The sequence below is a fragment of the Paraburkholderia sejongensis genome, assembly GCF_020880815.1.
Classification (GTDB): Bacteria; Pseudomonadota; Gammaproteobacteria; order Burkholderiales; family Burkholderiaceae; genus Paraburkholderia; species Paraburkholderia sejongensis.
Genome location: NZ_JAJITD010000005.1, coordinates 282,860 through 302,536, shown reverse-complemented (window position 1 = coordinate 302,536; position 19,677 = coordinate 282,860). Strand labels below are relative to the sequence as shown.

The following is a 19,677-nucleotide window of genomic DNA, read 5'->3' as shown; positions in this document are numbered from 1 at the left end:
CGGTTCATCGCCGCCCGCCTGAGTCACGCTTCGCGCCCCAGCCGATGCTCTTCATTCTCTTCACGCTCGACAACGAACGCTACGTGATCGACGCGACGCAGGTGGAGCGGATGATGCCGCTCGATCCGCGCACGCCGCCGAAGACGATCCCCGGCGCACCGGCGTGGGTCGCCGGCGTGCTCGAACACGACGGCGCGCCGCTGCCGCTGATCGATGTCCCCGCGCTCGCGCTCGGCCGCCCGGCCGCGCAGCTGATGTCCACCCGCATGGTGCTGGTGCGTTATCCGCACGCGGGCCGCGCGCGGTTGCTCGCTTTGCTGCTCGAAGGCGCGACCCGCACGATTCGTCTGGAACCCGAAGCATTTCAGGCGACCGGCATCGACACGCCGCACGCGCGTTATCTCGGTCCGGTCGCGAGCGAAGCGGGCGGACTCGTGCAGTGGATCCGCGTCGAACACCTGTTGCCGGACGACGTGAAAGCGTTGCTGTTTCCCGAGGCGCACGCATGAACGCGCATCACGACAACGCCGCGCTCTACCACCATTTCACCGGCCTGCTGCACCGGACGATGGGCCTCGACGCCAGCTCGCTCGGCCATCGTTCGATAGAACGCGCGGTCGATCAGCTCGCCGCCGCATGGCGCGCCGACGGTCATGCCGACGCGACGCTGGCCGACTACTGGAACGCGGTGCAGACCTCGCCCGCGCTGCTGCAGGCGCTGGTCGAAACGCTGACCGTGCCGGAGACCTGGTTCTTTCGCGACGCCGACGCGTTTCGCGCGCTCGCGCGGCTCGCGCACGAGCGTCTGAACGATCGGCTGCGCACGCCCGGTCACGCGAGGCCGCTGCGAATTCTGAGCCTGCCGTGCTCGACCGGCGAAGAGCCGTACACGATCGCGATGACGCTGCTCGATGCCGGGCTCGACGCCGCGCAGTTCCGCATCGACGCGATGGACATCAACGAGCGCTCGCTCGCGCTCGCGCAGCGCGCGCACTACGGGCGCAACTCGTTTCGCGGCAACGCGCTGGCGTTTCGCGACGCGCACTTCAGCCGCACCGAGGATGGCTGGCGGCTCGCGCCGCGCATCGTCGACACGGTGCGCTTCGCGCACGCGAATCTGATGCAGCTCGATGCCGCCGCGCTCGGCGTGTACGACTTCGTGTTTTGCCGCAACGTGCTGATCTACTTCGATCGCGAGACCCAGCAGATCGCGTTGCAGGCGCTCGACAGCGTGCTCGCCGACAGCGGCACGCTGTTCGTCGGACCGGCCGAGACGGGCTTGCTGATGCGCTATGGGATGCAGTCGGCGAAGATTCCGCTTGCGTTCGCGTTTCATCGCGCGCCGCCGGGCAGCGCGCAGACGAATTACTGGCACGCGGCCCCGCTCGCCAGCGCCGCCGCGCTTGCGCTGACGCCGCCGCCCGCGCTGGCACTCGCACCGGCGCCGGTGTACGCGGCCGAGCCGTTTGCGTGGCCCGATCCGGTGGCGCGCGGGCCGGTCGATGCGATTGCGGGGGCCGCACCGTTCGCCAGCACGCATCGCAACGCGGCGCTCAACGGCGCACCGGACACCGCGACCGGCGCATCGTTCGGAGCCCGAAATCATGCGCACCGCGGCAACGCATTAAACACCACGCACAATCTCACCGGTATCGCCGCGCGGAACCCTACGTCGAACCACACCGCGAACGCCGCGAGCACAGCGAACGCGCCGAACGCACCCACCGCCGCCGCGAGCGACACGCTGCGCAGCGCGCACGAACTGGCGGACGCCGGCCGCCTTGCCGAAGCCTGCGCCGCGGTCAACGCGTACCTCGAACAACACCCGCCGCACGCGGACGCGTTCTATCTGCTCGGCGTGCTCGCCGATGCGAACGGCCAGACCAACGTCGCGCGCGGCCAGTATCGCAAGGCGCTGTATCTCGATCCGCAGCACGCGCAAGCGCTCGCGCATCTGGCCACGCTGCTCGAACTCGAAGGCGATCGCAACGGCGCGCGTTTGCTGATGCAACGCGCGTCGCGCGCACAGGGAGCGACCCGTGCGTGATGATCGCGTGAGCGGCTTCGACGATTGCTGGAACCGCATCGGCGTGCGCGGCGATATGTCGTGCGAGCGGCTGAGCGAATACGTGCGCTGCCTGAACTGCCCGGTGTTCGAAGTGGCCGCGGCGAAGCTGCTCGATCAGCCGATGCCGCTCGTCGATCTGACCTGGCACGACCCGCGCGCGGCCGGCGCGGCGTCGCATGCCGCCCTCACCTCGCATTCGCGCGATAAGCAGGATGGCGAATCGTTTCTGGTGTTTCGCATCGGCGGCGAATGGCTCGCGCTGCCGACGCCGATTTTCGCCCGCATCGTGCAGACGCGCACCGTGCATACCTTGCCGCATCGGCAGCATCGCGCGGTGCTCGGCGTGGTCAACGTGCAGGGCGAGTTGCTGGTGTGCCTGTCGCTCGCGCATCTGCTCGGCTTCGAGCCCGAGGCTGCCGGCGCGCGCGACGATCGCACCCGCCTCGATCTGCCGCGTCTGCTGGTGATCGCGCGCGGCGACGAGCACGCGGTGTTGCCGGTCGATCAGGTCGACGGCGTGCAGCGCTTCGCGCGATCGACGTTCTGCGCGCCGCCGGCGACGCTGTCGCACACCGCGGCCGCGCACACGCGCGCGGTCGTCGGGTGGCGCGGCGTCAGCGTCGGCCTGCTCGACGCCGACGCGCTCTTCGACACCCTGAACCGGAGCCTCGGATGATCGACGACCCGCGCCGCCCGTCGCTGATCGATCTGTTTCGCGAGGAAGCGCGCAACCAGGCGCGCGTGCTCAGCGACGGCCTGCTGGTGCTCGACCGCGCGCCCGCCGACGCGGCCGCGCTCGAAGCGTGCATGCGCGCCGCGCATTCGCTGAAAGGCGCGGCGCGGATCGTCGGCGTGCAGGCCGGCGTCGAACTCGCGCATGCGATGGAGGACTGTTTTGTCGCCGCGCAGGAGGGACGCGCGCTGCTCGACGGCGCGTGGATCGATGTGCTGCTGCGCGGCGTCGATATCATCGCGCGGATCGGCAACGACGAGGACGGCGCGGCGCGCGTCGAGGTGGGCGAATGCGTGGCGGCGTTGCAGGCGCGGATGGAAGGTGTGGCGCCGCATGGTGGAGGAACCGGCGGTTTGGTGCTGGGCGCGGCGCCCTCGCCCTCGCCCTCGCCCTCGCCCTCGCCCTCGCCCTCGCCTGCGCCCGAGGCCGGCCCGGCGCGGGAACCATCGACGCCGCGCGGTGCGGACCGCTTAACGCCGCGTTCCGCTGATGACGCCGCGTTCGAACTGCTGGCCGATGCGCTGCGCGCTGAAGCGGCAACGACGCGAAACGCCGCGCCTGCCGATGGGTCGGCACCCATCGGCACGGCTGCCGGCACGTCGGTTACGCCTGCGGTGTATGCGGCCCCTACGACTCCGAGCACAGCGCCCGGCACGACCTCAAGCAACAGCCCAGGCTCCAGCTCCAGTACAAACTCCACCGCAGCCGCCACCGAAACCAGCCGCATGCTCCGCGTGCGCGCCGACAACCTCGACCGCCTGCTATCGCTGTCCGGCGAATCGCTGGTCGAGTCGCGCTGGCTGAAGCCGTTCGCGCAATCGATGCTGCGCGTCAAACGCGTGCAGCGCGACAGCGCCCGCGCGCTCGACCATCTGCACGCGACGCTCGCCGACCTGCGGCTCGACCCGCTCGCGCAAAGTGCGCTCGAAGAACTGCGTCGCCTGAGCGCCGAAGCGCAGCAACTGCTCGGCGAGCGCCTCGCCGAACTGGAAAGCTACGACCGCCGCTCGACCCACCTGTCGCAGCAGTTGTACGACGCCGCGCTGCAATGCCGGATGCGCCCGTTCGGCGACGGCACCGGCGGCCTCGCGCGGATGGTGCGCGATGTCGCCCGTTCGCTCGGCAAGAAAGTGCGCTGGCAGCTGATCGGCGAATCGACCCAGGTCGACCGCGACATTCTCGATCTGCTCGAAGCGCCGCTCGGCCACATGCTGCGTAACGCGCTCGATCACGGCATCGAAGCGCCCGCGCTGCGGCTCGCGCGCGGCAAGCCCGAGGAAGGCACGCTGACGCTCGAAGCGCGCCACAGCGCCGGCGCACTGCAGATCACCGTCTCGGACGACGGCGCCGGCATCGACCTCGACGCGCTGCGCGCGTCGATCGTGCGCAAGAAGCTCGCGAGCGAGGACACCGCCGCGCGCCTGTCCGAAGCCGAGTTGCTCGACTTCCTGTTCCTGCCCGGCTTCTCGCTGCGCGACCAGGTCACCGACGTATCGGGCCGCGGCGTCGGCCTCGACGCGGTACACGACGTCGTCAAGCGGGTGCGCGGCACCGTGCGCATCACCCAGGAGGCCGGCATCGGCACGCGCATGCAGATGCAGTTGCCGCTGACGCTGTCGGTGATCCGCAGCCTGCTGGTCGAAGTCGGCGGCGAGCCGTACGCGGTGCCGCTCGCGCACGTGAACCGCACGCTGCGGGTGAGCCGCGCGGACATCGAGCTGCTCGAAGGTCATCAGCACATCGAATTTTCAGGACGCCGGATCGGCGTGGTCACCGCGCAGCAGATTCTGGAGACGGCGCCGGGCGTGCACGAGGACGCGAGCGTGTGCGTCGTCGTGATCGGCGACGGGCCGCGCACCTATGGCGTCGCGGTCGACCGCTTTCTCGGCGAACGGATGCTGGTGGTGCAGCCGCTCGACGCGCGACTCGGCAAGATCCGCAACATCAGCGCGGGCGCGCTGATGGAAAACGGCGACCCGGTGCTGATCGCCGACGTCGACGACTGGCTGCGTTCGGTCGAACGGCTGGTCGCCGGCGGCACGCTCAGTCACACGCAGCAACGCGGCGCCGACAGCGCACGGCGCGCGACCCGCCGCGTGCTGGTGGTCGACGATTCGCTGACGGTGCGCGAGCTCGAACGCAAGCTGCTCGCAACGCGCGGCTACGACGTGACGATCGCGGTCGACGGGATGGACGGCTGGAACGCGGTGCGCGGCGAGCGCTTCGACCTCGTGATCACCGACATCGACATGCCGCGCATGGACGGCATCGAACTCGTCACGCTGATCAAGCGCGATCCGCAGTTGCAGGCGCTGCCGGTGATGATCGTGTCGTACAAGGATCGTGAGGAAGACCGCCGCGCCGGCCTCGATGCGGGCGCGGACTATTATCTGGCCAAAGCCAGTTTCCACGACGAGGCACTGCTCGACGCAGTGCGTGACCTGATTGGCGAGGCCTACGGGTAAAACGGATGAAAATTGGAATCGTCAACGACATGCCGCTCGCGGTCGAAGCCCTGCGCCGCGCGCTCGCCGGCCGCAGCGACTACGAGCTTGCGTGGGTCGCGTCGGACGGCCAGCAGGCGCTCGACTTCTGCGTCGCGCAGCGGCCCGACATCGTGCTGATGGACCTCGTGATGCCGAACGTCGACGGCATCGAGGCGACCCGCCGCATCATGGCGCGCGCGCCGTGCGCGATCCTGATCGTCACGGTCGATGTCGGCGCGAACGCGTGGCGCGTCTACGAAGCGATGGGCGCGGGTGCGCTCGACGCGGTCGATACGCCGTCGCTGTCCGGACCCGACGCGCATAAGAGCATTGCGACGCTGATCGCGAAGATCGATAACGTCGCCGCCTTGGTCCGCGAACGCTATGCGCCGCGCACCGCCGCGAGCGAGCGCCCCGAGCCCGCGGCCGCCCGCGATCTGCCGCTGGTCGCGATCGGCGCGTCGGCGGGCGGCCCGGCCGCGCTCGCGACGCTGCTCGGCGGTCTGCCGAAAGACTTCGGCGCGGCGATCGTGATCGTGCAGCACGTCGATGCCGCGTTCGCCGCGGGCATGGCCGACTGGCTCAACCAGCAGGCCGCGCTGCCGGTGCGGATCGCGCGCGACGGCGATCGCCCGCAAGCGGGCGTCGCGCTGCTCGCCGCGACCGACGACCATCTGCATCTGAAACTGCCGAACGTGCTCGGCTACACCCCCGTGCCAAAGGAAACGCCGTACCGGCCCTCGGTCGACGTGTTTTTCAACAGCGTGGTCGCGCGCTGGCCCGCGCGCGCGATCGGCGTGCTGCTGACCGGCATGGGCCGGGACGGCGCGATCGGCCTGAAGGCGATGCGCACCAAGGGCTTTCACACGATCGCGCAGGACGAAGCGACGAGCGCGGTGTACGGCATGCCCAAGGCGGCCGCCGCGCTCGGCGCCGCCGCCGCGATCCTGCCGCTGCCGCGCATCGCCGCGGCGCTGACGGCCGCCGTCAACGAAGGTCAGACGCCGAGCGCGGCCTGACGTGGAATTGATTCCCGCTATTCATTCTGGCTGACCCACATGGACACTCCTGACTCGCCCCAGAACGCCGCTGCGCAGCCTGTCGCAGACGAAGCGAACACACCGGCGCACGCGCTCGTCGCGGAGGATGCGCCCAGTCTCGCGATCGACGACGCGCTCGCGCGCATCCTCGCCAATCCGCCGGCGGCCGAATGCCCGATCATGGTGCTGCTGGTCGACGACCAGGCGATCATCGCCGAGGCGGTGCGCCAGGCGCTGGCCGGCGAGCCGGGGGTCGATTTTCACTACTGCGCGTCGCCGGAAGAAGCGCTGCGCTGCGCGGAGGACACCCGCGCGACGGTGATCCTGCAGGACCTCGTGATGCCCGGCACCGACGGCCTCACGCTGGTGCGGCAGTACCGGCAGAATCCGGCCACCCGCGACATTCCGATCATCGTGCTGTCGACCAAGGAAGAGCCGCTCGTCAAAAGCGCGGCGTTCGCGTCCGGCGCGAACGATTACCTGGTGAAGCTGCCCGACCGGATCGAGCTGATCGCGCGGATCCGCTATCACTCGCGCTCGTACCTGAATCTCGTGCAACGCGACGAGGCGTATCGCGCGCTGCGGCAGTCGCAGCAGCAACTGCTCGCGACCAATCTGGAATTGCAGCGGCTGACCCATTCCGACGGCCTGACCGGGCTGTCGAACCGGCGCTATCTCGACCAGTATCTGGCCGCCGAATGGCGTCGCGGGATGCGCGACCGGACCGGCCTCGGCTTCCTGATGATCGACGTCGACAACTTCAAGGCCTACAACGACACCTACGGCCACGTCGCCGGCGACGAAGTGCTCAAGAGCGTCGCGCACACGATCGAATCGTGCCTTGGCCGCTCGCCCGATCTCGCCGCGCGCTTCGGCGGCGAGGAGTTCGCGGTGGTCGTGCCGGGCACGTCGGCCGGCGGCCTGCGGCTGCTCGCGGAGAAAATCCGCATCGCGATCGAAGACCTCGCGATCACCCATGCGGGCTCGGCGGCCGGCGTCGTGACGATCAGCATCGGCGCTGCGACGCTGGTGCCGTCGGCGGCCGACCCGGTCACGACGCTGATCGAAGCGGCCGACGTCGGTTTATACCGGGCGAAACGGGACGGCAAGAATCAGGTGGCGATGAGCGGTTGAGCCGCCCTGGAGGCCTCCGTCCTTTCAGGCCGCCGCCTCTTCAGACCGTCGCCGGCGCGCGGGTGTAGCGCTCGGCCGGCACGTCGCGCGACAGATTCGGCTGCAACTGCAGGCGCGCGTCGTTAAAGCGCTGCCAGTCGGCGGCATCGGGCAAGGACGGAATCGTCACCAGCTCGCCCTGGTCGAGCCCCGCGAGCGCCGCGTCGACCATGTCGTCGGCGCTCATCACGATACCGGCGGGCAAGTGCTCGACCGCGAGCCCCGCGCGATCCCAGAACGCGGTGCTGGTCGCACCCGGCAACACCGCCTGCAAGCGCACGCCCTTGCCGCCCACCTCGTGATGCAGCGATTGCGTCAGGTTCAGCACATACGCCTTGGTGCCGCTATAGGTACCGTTCAACAGTTCCGGCGCCAGCGCAACGATCGACGAAATATTGATCAGCGTGCCCGCGCCGCGCTCGATAAACCCCGGCAACACCGCCGCGCTCAGCCGCGTGAGCGCGGTCACGTTCAGCTCGATCATTGTTTCGAGCTGATCGAGGTCCGAGTCGAGCAGCGGCGCGGTCGCGCCCACGCCCGCGTTGTTGACCAGCAGCGTGATCTCGCGATCGGCGCGCAGCCGTTCCTCGACACGTCGCACGTCGGCCTTCACGGTCAGGTCGGCGCTGAGCGTCGCGACGCGGCGGCCGGTTGATTCGTTCAGGCGCGCGGCGAGGCTCGCCAGTTTGTTGCCGTCGCGCGCGATCAGCAGCAGGTCGTAGCCGCGTCGCGCGAGACGGTCCGCGTAGACCGCGCCGATTCCCGACGATGCGCCCGTGACCACCGCGATGCCTTTGCCCGCGTTCGTGCCTGCGTTTTTACCTGTGTGCGCGCCCTGCTGTGTCTGCGTTGCCATTTGAATCGCTCCTTGCGGGCCGCGCGCAGCGTGCGCGAATGCCCTTGCCGATGAATGAGAAAAACCGCTGGATCCGTCGCCGTCCGCCGCAACGCTGAGGGAGTCTTGCGCTGGCGAAACCGGGTTGACGAAGCCAGTGTAGGCGCGTACCTTTTTGTCTCAAATGTCGTATTTCCCTCGTTTCAGGACATCGCGATGAAACGCATCGGTGTGGTGGTATTTCCGGGTTTCCAGGTCCTCGATCTGCTCGCGGTGTCGATCTTCGAACTGGCGAACCTCGAGAGCGCGGAGCCCGCGTACGAAGTGACGGTGATCTCCGAGCAGGGCGGCATGGTGCGCAGCTCGGCCGGCGTCGAGGTCGCGAGTCAGCCGTTCGGCGACGCGGCCTACGACACGGTGATCGTCACCGGCGCGATGCAAGTCGCGCCATCGTCGCCGGGGCTGCTCGCGTTTCTGAACGATGCGCTGACGGCGTCGCGCCGTACCGCGAGCATTTGCACCGGCGCGTTCGTGCTCGCCGAGGCCGGCATTCTCGATGGCCGCCATGCGACCACCCACTGGGCGCACGCCCGCGATCTGCAACGGCGCTTTCCGCGCGCGCGGGTCGACGAGGACCGCATTTTTATCGTCGACGGCACGGTCTGGACTTCGGCCGGCATGACCGCGTGCATCGACCTGTGCCTCGCGCTCGTGGAGAATGATCTCGGCGTGGCCACCTCGCGCGCGATCGCGAAGAAACTCGTCGTTTATCACCGCCGCACCGGCGGGCAGTCGCAGTTCTCCGCGATGCTCGAACTGGAACCGAAGTCCGACCGGATTCAGACCGCGCTGTCATATGCGAAGAGTCATCTGAATGAACCGCTGACGGTCGAGCAACTGGCCGAGGTCGCGCATCTGAGTCCGCGCCAGTTCAGCCGCGCGTTTCGCGACGAGACCCGGCAGTCGCCGGCCAAGGCGATCGAGGCGCTGCGCGTCGAAGCGGCGCGCGCGATGCTCGAAGCCGGCCGTCATTCGATCGAAACGGTCGCGGCCGACACTGGCTTCGTCGACCCCGAGCGGATGCGGCGCGCGTTTCTGCGCGCATTCGGCCAGCCGCCGCAGGCAATCCGGCGCGCCGCACGCGTGTTGTAAGCGAGCGGGTGGACAATAGCCGGAGCGCTGCGCTACCGCGGCATCGACTCGCAATTCGAACCCCGCCTGACGACGAAAGGAAACGCAAATGAGCTACAACGACAGCAACCCGTTCGCGAAGATCCTGCGCGGCGAACTCCCGTGCATCAAGGTGGCCGAAAACAACCAGGCACTGGCGTTCATGGACCTGATGCCGCAGGCCGACGGCCATCTGCTGGTCGTGCCGAAGGAGGCGGTCGCGGAAATTTTTGATCTGTCGGACGCGTCGCTGATCGCGTCGATGCGGATGGCGCAGAAACTCGCGATCGCGGTGCGCGCGGCGTTGCGCCCGGACGGCGTGTTCATCGGTCAGTTCAACGGCGCCGCGGCCGGACAGACGGTGCCGCACGTGCACTTCCACGTGATCCCGCGCTGGGACGGTCAGCCGCTGAAAATGCACGCGCGCGAGACCGCCGACGCCGATACGCTGGAAGCGCTGGCTAAGCGGATTCGCGCGCACTGGCGCGCCGATTGAGCGAGCAACGCGCGACGCTGGCCGCGCGTCGAGCACGTGATGTCGTGAGACATCACTACGCGCCGCGCATAGCGGTCACGCGCCGTAACATCTGTAAAAGGGCTTGAAACCACTAGCGGGCGCGACGTCGCTAGACTGCGAACTGCCTTGTGCTCAAGGCATTGAGTGTGGATCTCTTTTTTCGCCTGCCCATTGCGGCAGGCGTTTTTCTTGGTGCTCCCGATCCAGACCCGTTCACAGACGATCGCGCGAGCGCCGCAGCGGATGACGCCAGTCGTGCCGCCGCGGCCGTGGATGCAGACCGCGTTCATCGTGCAGATGGCGATGTTCCTGCCACAGTTCGTCCGAGAAAAGAAACAGGACGATCAGCAGCGGAACGACCAGAAAAATCCCGAGTATCACGTGCTCGTTCACGATAGCCTCCAGGTGCCGGAGATTTGCATTCATTGTAGAGCAGCGCCTGGTGCCGCATCGGACGGTGCCGCGCATTGTGAAACCGGCCGCGGCGCCCATTCATTCAGCTGGCATCGTTTATTTTCTATATCCGCACCGTTATTTCCCGCGGCGCAATTAGTCTATTGAATGACTTTGTGTGCGCCGCACCAAACAGCTGGTTTAATTTTCTTAAATCGCTTAATTGCTCCCACTCGTTTACGCGAACCGAAGCGCGCAGCCTTATTAGATAAAGCCGGGCGCTCCAGCTAATTTTTAGTTATCTGTTTCATTCGCGTACCAGCAGGCATCTGGCGGCGCTTTAATTCGCCGCGCGAGCCGGTGCGACAATTCGCCACTGTTGCGACCGCACACAAGATGTGCTTGTCGTTCTTCCCGCTTCTTCTAGAGTGCAAGATGCAGGTCCGCCGTTAAAGTTAAATGCATAGCTAACCCGGACATCCCGGCCTGCACCGGAGGAAAAAATGAAAACTCGAATTGCCGTTGTTTTCGCCATTGCGGGTTTGGCTGCCGCTAGCGTTCAGGCGCAGGACGTCGTGATCAAGCCGCAGCAAACCATTCAGTTCAAGGCCAACGCGTATGGCTGCGTGTCGAAAGACAAACTCGACGCCGTCGACCAGCATGCGCAGGCCGGTGAACAGCAAAAGATGCAGGAATTCTTCTCCGGATATCAGTGCGTGTCGACGCCGTCCGATGCGAGTTTCCGCGTGGTCCGGGTAGTCGGCCATGACGTCGAATTCGTGAATGCCGGTAATAGCGACACCGAAGGATTATGGGCGAACGACCGGTTTATCAAGCAATAGGCAACCGATAAGCAACAACGCCGTTATTCCGGCAAAAGCCGGAATACGGTTGCATGCGTGTCACTTGCGGCTTTAAAGCGGCAAGCGTGAACGCGTGAGCTGAAAAGCGGCTTGGGCATATGAAGCCCCGGCCGTTTTTTTATTCGCTTTGCCCGTAAAAAAGCCGATACGGATCGCCCGATCCGCATCGGCAGTCGCCTTCTCGCAAAGCGCAGGAAAAACTACCCGGAACAAGCCGAAACAAGCGCGCGTCAGTGCACGCGTTTGCTGCGGCGGAACTGGTCGAACAGCACCGCGAGCAGCAGGATGCCGCCGCGAATCAGGTACTGGTAGAAAGTCGGCACGTTCAAGAGGCTCATCGCGTCCTGCACCGAACCCATGATCAGCACGCCGACCAGCACGCCGGAGATCGTCGCGACACCGCCGGTCAACGACACGCCGCCGAGCACGCAAGCCGAAATCACACCGAGTTCGAGACCGACCGAAGTTTTCGGGTCGCCCAGGCTCATCCGCGACGCGAGCATCACGCCCGCGAAACCGGTCACGAGACCTTGCAGTACGAATACGGTGATCTTGATGCGCGTCACGGGCAGACCCGCGAGCACGGCCGCCTCGCTATTGCCGCCGACCGCCAGCACGTTCTTGCCGAACACGGTTTTCTTCAGCAGGAAGCCGAACAGCACGAAGCCGATGATGTTGCTCCAGATCGGATACGAGATGCCAAGGAAGGAGCCGCCGCCGAGCTCGAAAAAGCGCTCTTCGGAGATCATCACCGCGTCGCCGTTCGACGTGATGAACGCGAGGCCGCGCACGACTTCCATCATCGCGAGCGTGACGATCAGCGAGTTGATCTTGTAGCGCGCGACCAGCGTGCCGTTCACGAGTCCGACCGCGCCGCCGGCGAGCACGCCGGCGACGACGCCAATCGTCACGCTATGGGTCGCGGTAATCAGCACGGAGGCGACCACCCCGGAGAACGCGACGATCGACGCGACCGACAGGTCGACTTCGCCGAGCGCGAGTACGAACATCATCGTCACCGAGATCGAACCGATCAGCGTGACCGACAGCAACAGGCCCTGGATGTTGCGTGAGCTAAGGAAGCCGGGGACCGTGAAGGACAGCACGGCGAACAGGATCAGGAACACCATCACGATGCCTGATTTGTTGATCAGCTCCCAGGTGCGCGCGGCGCGCGCGGTAATGCCGGCCGAGACGACGGCGGGCGATGACGAATCGGTTGAAGGTGTATTCATGGTGTCGGTTCCATTCAATGCCGTTGGCAGTGCGATGTTGCTATAACGGTGGCGCTCAGTACGCTCAGCGCGGCAAGGCGAGTTTGATCAGTGCGTCGGGGGTGGCCTGCGCCTTCGGCAGATCGCCGACGATCACGCCTTCCTTCATCACGATCACGCGATCGGCAACGCCGATCACCTCGGCCAGATCGCTCGACACGACGATGACCGTGCGGCCCGCTTCGGCGAGCCCGTACAGCAGGCCGTAAATCTCACTGCGCGCACCGACGTCGATGCCGCGCGTGGGCTCGTCCATCAGAAAGACGTCGATGTTTTCGGCGAGCCAGCGCGACAGGATCACCTTCTGCTGGTTGCCGCCGGACAGGGTGCCGATCGGCGTATCGCCGTTGCGGGTTTTGATCGCGAGCTTGGCGATGAACTCGCGCGTGGTCTGCGCTTCCTTGCGGCCGTCGAGCACGTGAAAGCGGCTGAAGTGGCGCCGGCAGCTGATGTTCAGGTTGTCCGACACCGACGCGATCGACACGATGCCTTCCTGCTTGCGATCCTCCGGGCACAGCGCGACGCCGGCGCGCACCGCGTCGCGCGGAGTCGCGAAGCGCACGCGCTTGCCCTTGAGCACGACTTCGCCGGCGGCCGGCTTGACCGCACCGTAGATCAGCTTCATCAGTTCCGAGCGGCCCGCGCCGACCAGCCCGAAGAAGCCGACGATCTCGCCCTTGCGCGCGGCAAACGAGGCCGGTTCACGCAGCCCCGGGCCGAGCAGACCGTTCACCTGCAACTGCACGTCGCCCAGTTCGCGAGTGCGATAGCCGTACACGTCGCTGATCGAGCGGCCGACCATGCAGCTGATCAGCCGATCGCGGTCGAGCTCCGCGCCGGCTTCGAACGTATCGATACGGCGGCCGTCGCGGAACACGGTCACGCGATCGCACAGTTCGTACACTTCTTCCATCCGGTGCGTGACGTAGATGATCGCGCGGCCCTCGGCCCGCAGTGCGCGGATGATCCGGAACAGTTGCGTCGTCTCGCGCGACGATAGCGAGCTGGTCGGCTCGTCGAACGCGATCACGCGCGCGTCGCGCATCAGCGCCTTGCCGATTTCGATCATCTGGCGCTGACCGATCGACAGGTGCTTGACCTGCTGCGACGGATCGATTTTTTCGCCGAGCCGTTCGAGTTCGCGCAGCGCGTGCGCGACCAGCGCTTTTTCGTCCAGTACCCCGAAACGATTCGGCAGCGCGCCGAGCATCAGGTTTTCTGCGACCGTCAATTCCGGCACCAGATGCAGTTCCTGATAGATGATCGCGATGCCGGCGGCGATCGCCGCCTTGGTGGTCGCGAACTGCTGGTCGACGCCGTCGAGCGACAGCGTGCCGGCGACCGGATGATTGACGCCGGACAGCACCTTGAGCAGCGTCGATTTGCCGGCGCCGTTTTCGCCCATCAGGCCGTGCACTTCGCCGCGCCGCACTTCGAGCGAGACCTGGTCGAGCGCGAGCACGCCCGGAAAGCGCACGGTGATGCCGTCGAGCTGGAGATAGGGGGCGTCGGACGCGGGCATGGCGGGCGAGGGCGCAAGCGCCGTGTCGCCGCCGGTGAATATGGACGTCATCGAAAAACCTCGAACGGGTGGAACGTGGGCGGACCCGCGCGCGTGAAGGCGCGCGGCGGGCCGCCGCTTGCTGCTTTACCGCTTGCTGCATGCGCGGCGGCCAATCGGGCGCCGCCGCGCGAACCGCGCTTAAATGCCCAGTTCCTTGCGCACGTCCTGCCAGTTGCTGCGCACCATCAGCTTGCCGGTGGTTTGCGTGTCGGCCGGCGGCTGCTTGCCGCCCTTGATCCACTGGACCAGGTTCTCGGTGCTTTCCTTGCCGTGGTTCGTCGAGCTCACCGCGATCGTGCCGTAGAAGCCGGTCGGCTCCTTCTTCTGGAACTCGGCGAACGCTTCGCCCGCGCCGTTGATGCCGACGCCGATCACGTCGGCCGACGGGATGTGCAGTTGCTCGGTCGCGCGCACGCCGCCCAGCACGCTTTCCTCGTTCAGCGCGAAGATCACCCACTTCTTGATGTTCGGATGCTGCGCGAGCACCGGCGATACCGCGTTGAAGCCGCCTTCGTCGTCGGTGGTCTTCTGCGGCGCGTCGAAGATGTTTTCTTTCTTGAAGCCGCCGGCCAGCAGCGATTGCGTCGCGCCGTCGGTGCGCAGCTTGGCGGTCGGCAGTTCGTAGTCGGTGATGCGGAGCGCGCCGACTTCTTCAGGCTTCCAGCCGCGGCGTTTCATTTCGTCGCTGATCGCGGTGCCAACCTGATTGCCGATCTTGAACGCGGACATCCCCAGGTGCGGCACGTTCGCGAGCGGCTTGCCGCTCGAATCGACCAGTTGATCGTCGACGGTCACGAACTTCATGTTGTAGCGCTTCGCGCGCGCCTGAATCGCCGGTCCGAGACGCACGTCGGGTGCGCAGATCACGAAGCCCTGCGCGCCTTGCGCGCCGAGGTTGTCGATCGCGGCCAGCACTTTTTCGCCGTCCGGCGTGCCGATGTTCACCACCGAGAAGCCGCCCTTCTGGCCGAGCGCGGTCGCGGCTTTCTGTTCGTTGATGAACCATGCCTGCTCCGGCATCTTCACGAGGAAGCCGATTTTCAGCGGCTCGTCCGCGTGCGCGGACAGTTGCGCGGCGAACGGCGCGGCGAGGGCGGCGGCCGCGATCGCGGTCAGGGTCAAACGGCGAAGCTTGCTGGTCATCGGGTGTCTCCTAAGGTTGAAAAGCTGCATTGGTGTCGTGTAGTTGCAGCAGGGGTCCGCGCGCGCGGTCATCTGCATGTGACCGCTTGCGCGAAATTGCGCACATCCATGTCGAACGCGCGCCACGCCACGCACGCAACATGCGGTGAAAGCCGGGTAAAACCGTGCGGCCGCGCCCGCGCACGGCCGCCAGACTCATTGCGCTCAGCCCGCCACGTAGGCCGTTTTCACGGCGGTCCAGAACGCGGCATCGCTGGCGCCGTAGGCCGACGCCTTGCGCCCGCCGCCGGGACCGTGGTGCTCGACGGCCGTGGTCGGCAGGTTGATCGTCACGAGGCCGCTTTGCACATGCCGGCGGAAATGCCGCGCGCGTTCGAGCGAGCGCGTGCAGATCCCGGCGCACAGTCCGTAGGTGCTGTCGTTCGCCAGATGCAGCGCGTGCTCGTAGTCGTGCGCGCGCAGCACGACCGCGAGCGGCCCGAAGGTTTCTTCACGCGCGATCCGCTGATCGGGCTCGCCGACGAACAGCGCCGGCTCGAAAAAGTAGCCGCGCGTCGCGCGCTCGAGCTGCCGCCCGCCGCACAGCAATTGCGCGCCTTCCTGCTCGCCGATGCGCACGTAGTCGAGATTGCGTTCGAGCTGCGCGGCGTTTGCGACCGGACCGAGATCGGCGCCGTGCTTCAGCGCGTGATCGACGGTGAGTTTCGCGAGCTTCGAGCGCAACGCGTCGACGAACGGCGCGAACACCGCGCGCTCGACGATCAATCGCGCGGCCGCCGTGCAGCGCTGGCCGGCCGCGCTGTACGCGCCGGTGAGCGCGGCATCGACCGCGCGGTCGAGATCGGCATCGGCCAGCACGACGAACGGGTTCTTGCCGCCCATCTCCAGCTGCACGCGCGCCTGGCGCGCGGCGGCGGTTTGCAGCACACGCGTGCCGATCTCGCTCGAGCCGCTGAAGCTGACCGCGGCCACCAGCGGATGCGCGACGATGCGCGCGCCGACCTTGCGGCCGCTGCCCATCACAAGGTTGAACACGCCGGCCGGCAGTCCCGCGCGGCTGATGATCGACGCCAGCGCGGCCGCGCAGGCCGGCGCCGATTCCGCCGGCTTGTAGACCACGCAGTTGCCGTGCGCGAGCGCGGCGCCGATCTTCGCGGCGGCGCTCGCGAGCGGCGCGCTCCACGGCGCGATGATGCCGACCACGCCGAGTGGATCGCGGGTCACGTCGATTTCGACGCCGGCCCGCGCCGACGCGAGCGGCTCCGCGAAAGCGCGCAATGCTTCGGCCGCGAACAGCTTGAACAGTTGTCCCGCGCGGGTCGCTTCCGCGAGCGCCTCGGGCAATACCTTGCCGACTTCGCGTGCGAGCAGCCGAGCCAGCTCGTCGCGGCGCGCGAGCATTTCGCTGCCGATCGCATCGAGCGCGTCGGCGCGGCGCTGCGCCGACGCCAGCGACCAGTCGCGAAACGCCGCGTGCGCGGCCTCGATCGCGCTATCGGTCTGGCGCACATCGGCACGCACGTATTCGCCGACCGGCTCGTCGAGATCCGATGGATTGAGCGACACGCCCGCGGTCGCGCCGGTCTCCCATCCGCCATTGATGTAATGGCGAAACGGGCTGGTAACGAGAGGGACGAGCGGATCGCGGTTCATCGGCGGAAAGGGCGCACGGACAGCGCCTTACCGGCGCCGCGGCAGAAATCTCATCGAAACTCACAAAGTCAACGAATGGTATTGGCGGTCCTAATAACTTTCCAATCCCTTTTTCGGCCTCCCCGATATCAGTTTCGGTATGGCATCATGGGGGCCACCAAGCAGCGCATGAAAAGCGCTCGCCAAAAAACATGGAGACCCCGCGATGACGCGAAGTTATTCGAACTGGTTCGTGCGCGCCCGGCTGAAAACGCGCCAGTTGCTGCTGCTCGCAGCGATGGAGGAGGAGGGCAACGTGCGCCGCGCCGCCGACGTGCTCGGCATGACGCAGCCGGCCGCGTCGCGGCTGCTGAAGGAACTGGAGGACATGCTCGGGGTGAGCCTGTTCGACCGCACGCCGCACGGCATGCACGCGACGCTGTACGGCGAGGTGATGATCCGCCACGCGCGGATGGTGCTGTCGAACCTGAGCCAGGCGCACGACGAAATCTCCGCATTGCGCTCGGGGCTTGCCGGCCAGGTGCGGATCGGCGTGATCGCGGCGGCCGCCGCGACGATGGTGCCGCACGCGATCGCCAGCGTGAAGGAGCGCTATCCGCAATTGCAGATCTGGGCCGAGGTCGAGACTTCCGACGTCATGCTGCCGCGCCTCGCCGAAGGCGAGCTGGACATCATGATCGGCCGCGTGCTCGAACGGCAGAACCAGTTCAAGGTCGACGTACGCTACGAGCCGCTCGCCGACGAGCCGCTGTGCGTGGTCGCACGCCCCGGCCATCCGCTCGAAAATGAAACAGGTTTGACGCTGCGCGGGATCGTCAACGCGAGTTGGGTATTGCACCCGCCGGGCAGCGTGCTGCGCCACCGCTTCGATCTGATGTTTTCGCAGATTGGCCTGAATCCGCCGCAGAACGTCGTCAATACCAACAACTTCCTCGCGATTTCGAGCCTGCTGCTGCAAAGCGACATGTTGGCGGTTCTGCCCGACGAAGTGGCGCGTCAATACCAACAGTACGGCGTGCTCAAACGCGTACCGATCGATTTGCCGTGCAGGATGGACACTTTCGGTATCATCACGCGCCAGTCGCATCTGCTGTCGCCGGCCGCCGCAGTGGTGCTGGACGCGCTGCGGGATGCGGCTCGCGAGGTTTACGGCGCGCCGCTGGAAGCGGCGATGGCCCGATAAATGCTCGCTCCTTCGTCATAGGCACCGGCTGACGGCGCGGGAGGTACGTGCGATGTATAGCAAACACAAGAAACGGCAACGCGCCGTCGACGATTCTTTTTCGCTGCGCTCCGCTGGAGCGAGCGCCTGGTTCAGTAACGGCATGGCTCTCAAATCGACTATTTACAAGGCGGAACTGCAGATCGCGGACATGGACCGGCACTATTACGCCGACCATTCGCTGACGATCGCCCGTCATCCCTCGGAAACCGACGAACGGATGATGGTCCGCGTCGCCGCGTTCGCGCTGTTCGCGCAGGAACGTCTGGAGTTTTGCAAAGGTTTGTCGGACGTCGACGAACCGGACCTGTGGCAGAAGGACCTGACCGGCGCGATCGAAACCTGGATCGAAGTTGGTCAGCCCGATGAGCGGCGCATCGCGAAGGCGAGCGGGCGCGCCGATCGCGTGATCGTGATCGCGTATGGCGGCCGCGCGTCGGAGATCTGGTGGCAGGGCGTGCGCAACAAGGTGGAACGGATGCGCAACGTGACCGTGTGGACGCTCGGCGAAGACGTCGCCGCGTCGCTCGGCTCGCTCGCCGAACGCACGATGCGGCTCCAATGCACGGTGCAGGACGGCGAAGCATGGCTCGGCAGCGCCGAAGCCGATGCGGTGAAGATCGACTGGACGGTGTTGAAGGCGCCCGCCCACGCCTGATGAGCCTGAGCGGCTCGCTGGTTCAGATCTGAAACGGTTTGGGCCGGGTTTGCCGCCTAGTTGTGCGAGTTGGGCGCGAGCCTCACTCACAGCGACGTAAGTCGCGCCGCGTCCGGCGGCCCCTTCAGCTCGACCATGTTGCCCTCCGGGTCGAACAGATACAGCGACGGCCCAAAGCCGTCCGCGCCATAGCGCACCCCGTGTTCGCCGATCCGCGCGCCATGCGCGGCCAGATGCGCGCTGAGCGCATCGATGTCGAACGTGTCGATCCGCAGACACAGGTGGTCCATGTTGCGCCCGGTGCCCGCCGCGCCGTTTTCCGGCCGGTCGATCTTCGCGCCGACCTGCAGCAGATCGATCAACGAACGTCCCGCACGCAGTTGCGTGAGCCCCAGCTCGCGCTGCTCTTTTTCGAGGCTGCAGCCGAGCACGTCACAGTAAAAGCGCGCGAGCGCCTGGACGTCGGTTGCGCGAATCACCACATGGTCGATCTCGCGAATATGGATTTTCATGGCGAACGCCCTTTGGTCTGGCTGTTTCGGAGAACCGATGATTAGCCAAGTGTAGGAGAAAGGGCAGAAGTCGCGCGAGGCGGGGATGCGGCTGCGGAAAACGCGGGCGAAAAAAAGCCCGCTCAAGTGGAGCGGGCTGAATCCATATCAGGAGGAGACATGGAGGAGACAGTTCCTAATATACACATCGGCTTGGTGCGACGCAATAACTTTTTAAGGGAAAACCCGATATCAGGCCCAATTGCCGCAGTTTGAGGCAAAACGCCCGCCCAGTAGGCGTTTGGAGGAGCTTCGGATTGCGATCCAGCCGGGTTTTGACCCCACCCGAAGTAGGGGCAAGCGGGCTCGAATTCTTCGCGAATGACAGCGCAAG

18 protein-coding genes are annotated in these 19,677 nt (G+C 66.5%); 11 read left to right on the top strand and 7 right to left on the bottom strand.

All coding sequences use genetic code 11. The features are described from left to right. The first annotated feature begins 44 nt into the window (after positions 1–44). Genes LJ656_RS12205 through LJ656_RS12180 form a run of 6 tightly spaced genes read left to right on the top strand, consistent with a single transcriptional unit; the run spans position 45 to position 7,461 of the window. Complete coding sequence (locus LJ656_RS12205; protein ID WP_230509671.1) at positions 45–509, top strand: chemotaxis protein CheW; 465 nt, start codon at positions 45–47, stop codon at positions 507–509. Further along, positions 506–2,047 carry a CheR family methyltransferase gene (locus tag LJ656_RS12200; RefSeq protein WP_230509670.1) on the top strand — a complete coding sequence of 514 codons (1,542 nt, stop codon included), beginning with the start codon at positions 506–508 and terminating at the stop codon, positions 2,045–2,047. Before LJ656_RS12205 ends, LJ656_RS12200 begins: the two co-directional genes overlap by 4 nt. After that, positions 2,040–2,744: a chemotaxis protein CheW gene (locus LJ656_RS12195; protein WP_230509669.1), complete on the top strand. Its 705-nt coding sequence runs from the start codon at positions 2,040–2,042 to the stop codon at positions 2,742–2,744. Before LJ656_RS12200 ends, LJ656_RS12195 begins: the two co-directional genes overlap by 8 nt. Then, positions 2,741–5,266, top strand: coding sequence for a hybrid sensor histidine kinase/response regulator (locus LJ656_RS12190; RefSeq protein ID WP_230509668.1), 2,526 nt, complete (start codon positions 2,741–2,743; stop codon positions 5,264–5,266). Before LJ656_RS12195 ends, LJ656_RS12190 begins: the two co-directional genes overlap by 4 nt. A gap of 5 nt (positions 5,267–5,271) precedes the next feature. Continuing rightward, positions 5,272–6,306, top strand: coding sequence for a chemotaxis response regulator protein-glutamate methylesterase (cheB, locus tag LJ656_RS12185; RefSeq protein WP_230509667.1), 1,035 nt, complete (start codon positions 5,272–5,274; stop codon positions 6,304–6,306). Between the two features lie 39 nt (positions 6,307–6,345). Then, entirely contained in the window at positions 6,346–7,461 is a 1,116-nt protein-coding gene (locus LJ656_RS12180) for a diguanylate cyclase (protein ID WP_329958871.1), read from the top strand. Positions 7,462–7,501: 40 nt separating this feature from the next. Here LJ656_RS12180 and LJ656_RS12175 read toward each other — a convergent pair whose 3' ends face one another. After that, positions 7,502–8,356 carry an SDR family NAD(P)-dependent oxidoreductase gene (locus LJ656_RS12175; RefSeq protein ID WP_230509666.1) on the bottom strand — a complete coding sequence of 285 codons (855 nt, stop codon included), beginning with the start codon at positions 8,354–8,356 and terminating at the stop codon, positions 7,502–7,504. Between the two features lie 195 nt (positions 8,357–8,551). Between LJ656_RS12175 and LJ656_RS12170 the strand changes: the two genes are divergently transcribed. Both LJ656_RS12170 and LJ656_RS12165 read left to right on the top strand, forming a co-directional pair. Continuing rightward, positions 8,552–9,487, top strand: coding sequence for a GlxA family transcriptional regulator (locus LJ656_RS12170; RefSeq protein WP_230509665.1), 936 nt, complete (start codon positions 8,552–8,554; stop codon positions 9,485–9,487). 88 nt (positions 9,488–9,575) lie between these two features. Further along, positions 9,576–10,001 (top strand): HIT family protein, encoded by a 426-nt coding sequence (locus tag LJ656_RS12165; RefSeq protein WP_230509664.1) that lies wholly within the window; start codon positions 9,576–9,578, stop codon positions 9,999–10,001. A 234-nt stretch (positions 10,002–10,235) separates the two neighbouring features. On the opposite strand, the gene LJ656_RS12160 is transcribed toward LJ656_RS12165, so the two are convergent. Next, a complete protein-coding gene (locus LJ656_RS12160) occupies positions 10,236–10,415 on the bottom strand; it encodes a hypothetical protein (RefSeq protein ID WP_075294691.1) in 180 nt (59 codons plus the stop codon). A 503-nt stretch (positions 10,416–10,918) separates the two neighbouring features. Between LJ656_RS12160 and sap1 the strand changes: the two genes are divergently transcribed. Next, positions 10,919–11,257, top strand: coding sequence for a surface attachment protein Sap1 (gene sap1, locus LJ656_RS12155; protein ID WP_230509663.1), 339 nt, complete (start codon positions 10,919–10,921; stop codon positions 11,255–11,257). A 251-nt stretch (positions 11,258–11,508) separates the two neighbouring features. On the opposite strand, the gene araH is transcribed toward sap1, so the two are convergent. The 4 genes from araH to LJ656_RS12135 form a co-directional block, all read right to left on the bottom strand. Next, positions 11,509–12,513, bottom strand: coding sequence for an L-arabinose ABC transporter permease AraH (araH, locus tag LJ656_RS12150; RefSeq protein WP_230509662.1), 1,005 nt, complete (start codon positions 12,511–12,513; stop codon positions 11,509–11,511). A 64-nt stretch (positions 12,514–12,577) separates the two neighbouring features. Further along, positions 12,578–14,125 (bottom strand): L-arabinose ABC transporter ATP-binding protein AraG, encoded by a 1,548-nt coding sequence (gene araG, locus LJ656_RS12145; protein ID WP_230509661.1) that lies wholly within the window; start codon positions 14,123–14,125, stop codon positions 12,578–12,580. A 129-nt stretch (positions 14,126–14,254) separates the two neighbouring features. Next, positions 14,255–15,259: an arabinose ABC transporter substrate-binding protein gene (locus LJ656_RS12140; RefSeq protein WP_230509660.1), complete on the bottom strand. Its 1,005-nt coding sequence runs from the start codon at positions 15,257–15,259 to the stop codon at positions 14,255–14,257. Between the two features lie 204 nt (positions 15,260–15,463). Beyond that, positions 15,464–16,912: an aldehyde dehydrogenase family protein gene (locus LJ656_RS12135; protein ID WP_230509659.1), complete on the bottom strand. Its 1,449-nt coding sequence runs from the start codon at positions 16,910–16,912 to the stop codon at positions 15,464–15,466. A gap of 205 nt (positions 16,913–17,117) precedes the next feature. Here LJ656_RS12135 and LJ656_RS12130 point away from each other — a divergent pair, with 205 nt between their 5' ends. After that, positions 17,118–18,095, top strand: a complete 978-nt coding sequence (locus LJ656_RS12130; RefSeq protein ID WP_230509658.1) for a LysR family transcriptional regulator — start codon at positions 17,118–17,120, stop codon at positions 18,093–18,095. A 142-nt stretch (positions 18,096–18,237) separates the two neighbouring features. Then, the gene (locus LJ656_RS12125) at positions 18,238–18,792 is read left to right on the top strand and encodes a YaeQ family protein (protein ID WP_230509657.1); all 555 of its coding nucleotides are present in this window, start codon (positions 18,238–18,240) and stop codon (positions 18,790–18,792) included. An 86-nt stretch (positions 18,793–18,878) separates the two neighbouring features. Here the strand turns inward: LJ656_RS12125 and LJ656_RS12120 are convergent, their stop codons facing one another. Further along, complete coding sequence (locus tag LJ656_RS12120; protein WP_230509656.1) at positions 18,879–19,304, bottom strand: VOC family protein; 426 nt, start codon at positions 19,302–19,304, stop codon at positions 18,879–18,881. Positions 19,305–19,677 lie beyond the last annotated feature (373 nt).